This window comes from Caballeronia sp. M23-90 (assembly GCF_053574605.1).
Genome location: NZ_JBSIPA010000029.1, coordinates 22,750 through 29,440, shown reverse-complemented (window position 1 = coordinate 29,440; position 6,691 = coordinate 22,750). Strand labels below are relative to the sequence as shown.

The 6,691-nt window shown below is 58.8% G+C and carries 7 protein-coding genes and 1 pseudogene; 5 read left to right on the top strand and 3 right to left on the bottom strand.

Annotated elements, in window-relative coordinates; translation table 11 throughout:
* Positions 1–414: pseudogene (locus ACRXB1_RS05450) on the top strand (hypothetical protein); the annotation flags it as partial.
* Positions 415–420: 6 nt separating this feature from the next.
* Here ACRXB1_RS05450 and ACRXB1_RS05445 read toward each other — a convergent pair.
* Complete coding sequence (locus ACRXB1_RS05445; RefSeq protein WP_062171658.1) at positions 421–1,335, bottom strand: recombination-associated protein RdgC; 915 nt, start codon at positions 1,333–1,335, stop codon at positions 421–423.
* Positions 1,336–1,390: 55 nt separating this feature from the next.
* On the opposite strand from ACRXB1_RS05445, the gene ACRXB1_RS05440 reads away from it, so the two are divergent.
* Positions 1,391–1,831: a GNAT family N-acetyltransferase gene (locus tag ACRXB1_RS05440; RefSeq protein WP_449491365.1), complete on the top strand. Its 441-nt coding sequence runs from the start codon at positions 1,391–1,393 to the stop codon at positions 1,829–1,831.
* Between the two features lie 30 nt (positions 1,832–1,861).
* Here ACRXB1_RS05440 and ACRXB1_RS05435 read toward each other — a convergent pair whose 3' ends face one another.
* On the bottom strand, positions 1,862–2,050 hold the full coding sequence (locus ACRXB1_RS05435; protein WP_449491364.1) for a hypothetical protein: 189 nt from the start codon (positions 2,048–2,050) through the stop codon (positions 1,862–1,864).
* 436 nt (positions 2,051–2,486) lie between these two features.
* Entirely contained in the window at positions 2,487–3,335 is an 849-nt protein-coding gene (locus ACRXB1_RS05430; RefSeq protein WP_439823411.1) for an alpha/beta fold hydrolase, read from the bottom strand.
* Between the two features lie 433 nt (positions 3,336–3,768).
* Between ACRXB1_RS05430 and ACRXB1_RS05425 the strand changes: the two genes are divergently transcribed.
* The 3 genes from ACRXB1_RS05425 (at position 3,769) to ACRXB1_RS05415 (ending at position 6,690) form a co-directional block, all read left to right on the top strand.
* A complete protein-coding gene (locus ACRXB1_RS05425) occupies positions 3,769–5,367 on the top strand; it encodes a methyl-accepting chemotaxis protein (RefSeq protein ID WP_449491363.1) in 1,599 nt (532 codons plus the stop codon).
* A gap of 166 nt (positions 5,368–5,533) precedes the next feature.
* Positions 5,534–5,806, top strand: a complete 273-nt coding sequence (locus ACRXB1_RS05420) for a DUF4148 domain-containing protein (protein ID WP_449491362.1) — start codon at positions 5,534–5,536, stop codon at positions 5,804–5,806.
* Between the two features lie 179 nt (positions 5,807–5,985).
* Positions 5,986–6,690 (top strand): FadR/GntR family transcriptional regulator, encoded by a 705-nt coding sequence (locus ACRXB1_RS05415; RefSeq protein WP_062003424.1) that lies wholly within the window; start codon positions 5,986–5,988, stop codon positions 6,688–6,690.
* Position 6,691: the final 1 nt, after the last annotated feature.

The following is a 6,691-nucleotide window of genomic DNA, read 5'->3' as shown; positions in this document are numbered from 1 at the left end:
TGCACGCTCGATGACGTCGTATGGTCAACCGGAACCACGGCATTACCGGCGCTCACGAGTTTGTCGGGCGGCATCGCATCGCAAGTCGAGAACCTGCTTGCCGAACGCGTTCGCACGCAACCGTTCGTGTGCATTGGCGGCAACTTCAACGAAGTCGCGCAACTGAGCTTGCCGAAGACCGTGCGCGTGAATGACGTCCCTGCGGACACCAATATCAGCGATACGTTCTTCACGTATTCATCTCGCTATGTATTCGATCCTGCGACCAACCTGCTCCAGACCGAGCGTCATCTGCAGGCGAACTTCGGCAAGCAGGTGTGCTCGCCCGCCGAGTTCGCCGCCATGCAGCCGGCGTTGAAACGCATTGAACGGGATACGAAGTCGCAGGTCGTCGTCAAGTCGACGACGAATTGAACGACATCAGGCGGCAGCCTTGGAAAAGTCCTGCTCGCCGCCAAGCGTATCGACGATATCCGCCAGCATCTTTGCGAGTTCGCCCGTCATCAGCGTGAAGTCGGAATCGAAGACTTCGTCGTCACCGTGCGCGGTGGGATCGGCTGCTTCCTTGATGACATCGAGCGGCGTGATGCGCTTGATGGTCAGTGACGGCGTCAGCACGAAAGAGATCCGGTCCTGCCACGTCATCGCAAGACGCATGCATTGCTTGCCCGCTTCGATATGACGGCGCATGTCGTCGATCTCGAGCGCATGGCCGACATAACGCACGGTCGCGTTGCCTTCGCCGCTCGAACGCAGCTCCGTGTCCTGATCGAGTGAAAAGCCACCGGGACCTTCGCCCGACAGCAGCCAGTCCGTCATTGCCGCGACCGGCGCCATTGCGACACGCACGCTTGCAAGCGGCAACTGATCGATCGATTTCACGAGCAGACCGAGGACGTCGTCAGCGAGCGTGGGCGATGCTGCATCGATCACGAGCCAGCCGTTGACGGTATCGATCCACACGCGCGTATCGCGGCGAATGCTGAAGGCGCGCGGCAGGAGTTCGTCGGTGACTTGTTCCTTGAGTTCGCGCATTTGCTTGCGGCCAGGCTTGAATCCCTGCTGCTCTTCCAGCTCAGCGGCGCGTTCCTTGACGAACTGCGTCACCACCGAGGCCGGCAGCAACTTCTTTTCCGCGCGCGCGACGAGCAGCATCTGGCGATTCTTGGCATAGACGAGTGATCCGTCATCGCGCGGCGATGCCCAGCCGTGGCTCTGCATTTCCACGCCGCCGCCCGGCACGAACGCGTGCGGAGCAAGCCATTTTTCGATCTGTTCAGGAGTGACGGCCCAAGGGGCCGGGAGACGATGAAGCTGAAGGTTCTTGAACCACATAGGCATCCGGGCAAAACGCACTATTCTATAGGACAGTGAACAGGCGTTTGCACAAATGAACCTCGACATGCGGCAAGCAGTATCGGCAGACTCTGAATGGTTGTACGAGACCTACAAAGAAACGATGGTCGGCTTCGTCACCCAAGCGACCGACTGGGACGAACACGCTCAACGAACGGGATTCGCGAAAAGCCTTCGCCAGGGTTCGTGCAGGATCGTGATGCAAGGCGACGAGCGTTGCGGGTTCGTGCACTGGGAGGTCGAACCGGATCTGGTCTGGCTGCGGATGTTGTGCGTCGTTCCTGCGGTGCAGCGGCAAGGCATCGGACGCGAGATGCTAAACGACATGGCGTCGTTGGCGTACAGCTTGAACAAGCCGCTTTACCTGCATGTCTTCCGAAGCAACAGGATCGCGTATGCATGGTATGGCCGGGTGGGTTTTGTCGAGACAGACGATGATGCAACAATCGCTACATTGATGCTGGGCGGCGGGTAGAACCGGAACCGCCCAACTGAAGCACAGGTTCTAGAGCTCGGCAATCTGCGTGGTCAGTTCCCTGATCATCCCGCCCAGATACATGGCCGTTTCTTTTCCCGATTTCTCCGGGTTGTTAAAACTGCATGCCACGATTTCCTTAAGCAACCCCGCTTCGAGCGCTGCCTGCACCATTTCGACTGCTTTCCTTGCTGCCTCGTCCCTGGCGTACACGGACATGGTCGTCCCCTCGAGTGGCCGATATCGGCTGGTTCGATTCTACGCGCGTGCTGACACCGTGCCGCTTGACGACGACACGTTTTAAATGGTGCAACGCAGGGACCATGCGATGAACGGATGATGGCGCGAAATGCGCGCCATCATCCGGGGTGTTTGAAGCGGGGCTGCAAGCTCACTCGCCGCCCCTGGCTCGCTGAAAATGTTTGGCAACAACTTTCGAGGAGAACGCGAGTTGTTTTTAATTTATCCGAAAAACGCGAGTTGCTCAACGGCAATCGCGTTTGTCCGAGGGACATACTTCGCCCAATACCATGTAGCGCCGGCAATTCACCGGAAACGGCAATTCAGTTTTGCAGTTCTCTGGCGAATAATCGAAATGCAAAGGCACGCAATGCAACTTCAGTGCCGTTGCGTCGTGTGCCGTTTGTCAAAACTATCAGCTTTGATCTTGCGCGTGTTGCGCAGCTTGTTCGATTAACGCCGCGACTTCTTTCGGATGCGACTCATAAACGGAATGGCTGGCGCCTGGGATCTCGACAGTGTGACTATGCGCACGCGCGGCGTACATGCGCTCCAGATCCGGGTTGATGATCTTGTCCGACTTGGCAACCATGTACCAGCTCGGCTTGGTCTTCCACGCCGGGTCGGGGATCTCGCCGGAGAAGACCGATGCTGCCGTCGGCATCTGCGCATTCGCTTCGAATTGAGCTTGCTTCAGCGGCAAGTCGGCCGCGAAGTCGGCGGGGTAATCGGCCGGATTCAGGAACAGGAAACCGTCCGGCGTCTTCACGACGGCCTTCGTCGAGTTCGGATACTTCTTGCCGTTGCTGACTTCGGTTTCACCCACATCGAGCGCATGTGCTGCGATATAGACCAGCGCCTTCACATGAGGATCGTTGCCGGCTTCCGTGATGATCGCGCCGCCATAGCTGTGACCCACGAGCACGACCGGGCCGTCTTCACGATCCAGAACGCGCTTGGTTGCGCTCACGTCTTCGCCAAACGATGTCAACGGCTCTTGCACGAGCTTCACGTTGTATCCGTCTTTCGTCAGGATGTCATAGACAGGCCGCCATCCGGCTCCGCCAACAAACGCGCCATGAACCAGAACGATGTTCTTGATCGGTCCGTGAGCCGGGGGCGCCGCCATCATGGCAGCGGGTGAAGCCTGCTGATCCTGCACGGGTTGCATCTTCATTTGCATTTGCTGAGCGAATGCGCCGGTTGAAACCAATGCGCTTGCGATGAGCGAGAGGACCAGTTTGGCATGGATCTTCATTTTCAAAACTCCAGGATATAAGCGGTGTGTGTAGGGGCGAACACCGTCATGTCCCACCTATTCCATTTGATCTGAAAAATTTTTAATCTGGCGCAGCGTTAAAGAATGGCGCTCGTTTGCCGTTAATCAGCCTTGGAGTTTCGAAGCGACGCTTGCTTCGAGCCCGGGCTAGACCGAAATTTTCTCCCGCACGGTCTGGCCATCAAATAGAGGGATGCGCGCGCGTTTTCCAAGATGCGAGCCGATTTCCCCTTGTGTCCTGTGGCGCCGAAACCGGCGTCATGACAGAGAGACGACACGACCAGTTGTCATCGCGATGGCTTACAGCATCGAAAGCCAAGGCATCGTCATTTCGGAAGCCTTGCAAATGATTCGCTTTGGCTTTGCCATGCGCATTGGTATTGCCCGCCTTTCAAACTCAAATAACAAGGTCATGTTGATGAATCAGTTCAAAGTTGTGACGCGCCTCTCGGTGGCTTTTGGTGCATTGCTGGTGCTTCTCGGCGTGGTGGCTTTCGTCGGGCTGTTTGGAATGTCGAGAATCAACGACACGCTGACGAACATCGTGGATCGCAGCACTCAGGAAATGACGCTTGCGCAGACCATGCGTTCTTCGCTGGACCAGCGTTCCATTGCGATCCGCGACATGCTGCTGTTCGAGGACGAGAAAGAGGTCAAGGCCAACGTCGACAAGATCAGGCATGAAGAAGGCATCTATGACGACGCAGCGCGTGCGCTCGCCGCGACGTTTGCATCCAGCGGACATGTCAGCGACACCGAGCAGACGCTCCTGACCAAGCTCAAGTCCGACGAAGCCACCACCATGCCGCTGATGGCGCGCACGGCGCAGCAGATCTTGTCGAACGACAAGGCGTCGGCAAACCAGTCGCTGATCCAGGAAGTGCGTCCCAGGCAGATCGAATGGCGCGGGACATTGCGCTCGCTGATCGAGCTGGAAAAGAAAACCATGTTCGACGACGCAAGCCGTGCGCAAGCCGGTTACGCGCGCCTTCGTGTGGTGACGCTCGGGGCGGCGCTGGCTGCGTTGATCATCGGCGTGGTGGCCGCGATGGTCATCACGCGAAGCATCCTGAAGCAACTTGGCGCGGAACCCGGTGAAGCGCAGCGCGTGGCAAGCGAGATCGCGGGCGGGAACCTGAGCGTGCCGGTCGTTCTCGGTCGTGACGATGACCGCAGCCTGATGGCATCGCTCGAAGCCATGCGCGCGCAGTTGAGCGCCATTGTCAGCGGCATCAAGACATCGGCGGATTCGATCGCGGTTGCCGCGAACGAGATGGCGCAGGGCAACCTGGACTTGTCGCAGCGCACTGAAGAGCAGGCGGCGTCGTTGCAGGAGACGGCGTCGAGCATGGAAGAGCTGACATCCACGGTCAAGCAGAATACCGATAACGCCAAACAAGCCAACCTGCTTGCCAAGAGTGCGTCGGATGCAGCGGCTGCCGGCGGGCATGTGGTCGAGAGCGTGGTCAGCAAGATGCAGGAGATCTCCGCGAGTTCATCGAAGGTGGGCGAGATCATTACGCTGATCGAAGGCATCGCGTTCCAGACCAATATCCTCGCGCTGAACGCTGCGGTGGAAGCGGCGCGTGCAGGTGAACAAGGCCGCGGTTTTGCGGTGGTTGCAGGAGAGGTGCGCACGCTCGCGCAACGTTGCGCAAGCGCTGCAAAGCAAGTGAAGGATCAGATCGGCGAATCGCTCGGTCACGTGGATACAGGATCGAGTCTCGCCGCCGATGCAGGCCGCAGCATGAACGATTTGCTGACGTCGGTGAGACACGTGACGGACATCATGGCCGAGATATCGGCGGCTTCGTCGGAGCAGAGCACCGGGATAGAACAAGTCAACGTTGCTGTCAGCCAGATGGATGAGGTCACGCAGCAGAATGCGGCACTCGTCGAACAGGCCACCGCCGCGGCGCAAGCGATGGCCGATCAGGCCAACAGTCTGCGTGAAGCGGTCGGGGTGTTCAGGGTGGCAAGCCTGGGTGAGCGCGGGACGCGAATGCTTGCGGCGTGATTTTTTAAACGCCGCCTGATGCTTGCACCGCTCATGAGGCGAACATGACGCGCTTGTAATCCTGGCGTCAGCCTGGAGCCACGGTTGGGTGCGCAAAATGACAGTCAGGCATCGCTCATAGAAAGCAGTGCCGCACTGACGTTCCACCACTCAAGAGGCAACCATCATGAAAGCATCGATATGCGCAACTATCGCCGCCGCTGTCATCGCGATTCCTTCCTTCGCTTTTGCTCAGGCCGATACCTCGGGCAACGCCCCTATCACGCGGGCACAGGTCAGGGCCGATCTGGTTCGGGTCGAACAGGCGGGGTATAACCCGGCAAGCAGCGACATAAATTACCCGGCGGATATCCAGGCCGCGGAGGCAAAGCTCAGCGCCGATCACGCTTATGGCGGCGTATCGAACGGTTCGGCGAACGGGGCTGCGGTTCAGAATTAGGGTCAGCGACGCGCCGACTGAGTTGCGCGGGGTGCGGACAAGCACCTCGCGCTCAATACTCGCTCGTTAGGCACCCGTCCTCGCGGTGCCAGGCAGATCAGGGTAATTGCCAGTATCTTAAATTTGTTGGAAATTTGTATGATGACCACATCACCCAACAAATTAACGATGCTGCATACATGTTCGAAAAGATTCCCGCGCGGGCGCTGAGCGACTCCGTCGCGCAACAACTTCTTCTGCAAATCGAAAAGGGCGGCTTCACAAGCACCGGCAAATTGCCGACGGAAGCCGTGTTGGCGCAGGAGTTCGGCGTCAGCCGGACCGTCGTGCGGGAAGCGATTTCCCGCCTCAAGAACGAGGGCATGGTCGAACCGCGGCAGGGTAGCGGCGTGTTTATTGTCGAGCGGGCGGGGATCCGGCCGCTGCGCATCGATTACGCGCAGGCCGTGGAGCCGGGAGCGGTGGTGCAGATACTGGCATTGCGCCGGGCTATCGAAGCCGAAGTCGCGGCGGAAGCGGCCATGCGCCGGACCGATGAACAAATGGACGTCATCGAAGCGAAGCTGGCGCAAATCGATGTCGCCGTTGAGCAAGGCGACGACGGCGTCACTGAGGATGTTGAGTTCCATCGCGCCATTGCGAGCGCCACGGGCAATCCGTACTTCCTCACCACGCTCGCTTTCCTCAATCAATATCTTGAAGCGGGCACGCTGGTGACGCGCCGCAATGAAGCGTTGCGTGAAGATTTTTCTCGGCAAGTGCGCGAGGAACACGCGCGCATTGCAGCCGCCATTCGCGCACGCGATCCGCTGGCCGCGCGCAATGCCGCTCAGACTCATCTATATAACGCCGCTCGGCGCCTGGCGGAAGCCGGGATCTGCTGAC

What these genes read in the sequence shown, in the direction of transcription:
- ACRXB1_RS05445 (WP_062171658.1), bottom strand. Translation starts at nt 1,335, where the DNA reads ATGTGGTTCAAGAACCTTCAGCTTCATCGTCTCCCGGCCCCTTGGGCC.
- ACRXB1_RS05440 (WP_449491365.1), top strand. Translation starts at nt 1,391, where the DNA reads ATGAACCTCGACATGCGGCAAGCAGTATCGGCAGACTCTGAATGGTTG.
- ACRXB1_RS05435 (WP_449491364.1), bottom strand. Translation starts at nt 2,050, where the DNA reads ATGTCCGTGTACGCCAGGGACGAGGCAGCAAGGAAAGCAGTCGAAATG.
- ACRXB1_RS05425 (WP_449491363.1), top strand. Translation starts at nt 3,769, where the DNA reads ATGAATCAGTTCAAAGTTGTGACGCGCCTCTCGGTGGCTTTTGGTGCA.
- ACRXB1_RS05420 (WP_449491362.1), top strand. Translation starts at nt 5,534, where the DNA reads ATGAAAGCATCGATATGCGCAACTATCGCCGCCGCTGTCATCGCGATT.
- ACRXB1_RS05415 (WP_062003424.1), top strand. Translation starts at nt 5,986, where the DNA reads ATGTTCGAAAAGATTCCCGCGCGGGCGCTGAGCGACTCCGTCGCGCAA.